Genomic DNA, 1183 nt, shown 5'->3' with positions numbered 1-1183 from the left:
CTGCCGCCTTTCATCATCATGGTCGAGATGGTCTTCAAGCCCGGTCCTCCAAGTCCTGCGGTCCACATATCCGGGACGCCAGACCTCCGGCACCCCAAGCCTCCAGCGATCAACATCCCCACGGCTCCGGTCCTCAAGCTTTCATCTTCTCAATGAGTTAAAAACTCAATAATTCAATATCTGCAGCATTCCGCCGATCCAGCATTCCAGCAATCATGAAGTCATTCATTCCTGCGTTCCTGCACTCGACGAATTTTTTGGCCAGGTCATTGAGCGCGGAGCGCACATGGGGCTGGGGGCCAAAAAATCGCACATTGGCCCTCTCCGCCTGGCGTGGGGCGGCACGCCCCACGCCAGGCACATCGGGACGGGTGTGATCCGCGGACGGCCCCGGCGGCAGCTCTCGCAGGGGCGAGATTGCCCCCTCCTGGCCTGCGGATCACCGCGCCCTGCCTGAGTGACCCTTCGGGTCACCGGGCGCGATACGGAGACCATGAAGGCTGACCGGTTTCCGCAAGCGGAAATCCCCCGAAGGGGCGAAAACCGGCCTTCATGGTCGGTTGGCATGGTCGGTTGGCTGGAACCGTATAATGTTGTACGGCTATAGAGCGTATTTGAATTTTGATTGCTGCTTGAGGTTGCGATATGCCCCGCGGGCCCCGTCTCACCCACAAGGATATTGCCGAGATCAATCGCCTCCTGGGCGAGGGATATCCCGATGCCGAGATCGCCCGGCGCTGTGGTCGATCGCGCCAGACGGTGGCGCGGGTGCGAAACCAGGCAGCCTCGTCGCACACGACAACCGACGGTGCGGTGATCGGAGCCCGGGTCAGTGTCGAGGAATACGCGGCGTTCAAGGCGCTGATGGAGGCCGAGGGGCTGACACCGTCAGACGGCATTCGCCGCCTCATGCGGCTCGCCGTCGGTGCGCTCGATCTGCGGGTCGAGGAGATCGAGGCGCTGGCGCAGAGCCGGCGCGAGCTTGTGGCGGTGGGGCGCAATCTCAACCAGATGACCCAACTTGCGAACTCCGGGCGGCTCAAGTGGAACGCCCGCGACGCCAAGACCGTGGCGCAGCTTGACGCTCGGGTAGGGGATTTGACCGAGGCGCTGACCCATTTCATCAACGTGGCGCGCCGGCGGACGCTGGCGGATGTGGCCTTCCCGGAGGCGGATCAATGAG

At 62.9% G+C, this 1183-nt stretch carries 1 protein-coding gene; it reads left to right on the top strand.

What is annotated here, in order from left to right; genetic code table 11:
• The first annotated feature begins 645 nt into the window (after positions 1-645).
• On the top strand, positions 646-1182 hold the full coding sequence (locus tag G0D83_RS01105) for a helix-turn-helix domain-containing protein (protein WP_164188789.1): 537 nt from the start codon (positions 646-648) through the stop codon (positions 1180-1182).
• The last annotated feature ends 1 nt before the right edge of the window (position 1183 follow it).

This window comes from Salipiger sp. PrR003 (genome assembly GCF_010500785.1).
Classification (GTDB): Bacteria; Pseudomonadota; Alphaproteobacteria; order Rhodobacterales; family Rhodobacteraceae; genus Salipiger; species Salipiger pacificus_A.
This window is presented reverse-complemented; position numbering and strand designations above follow the sequence as displayed.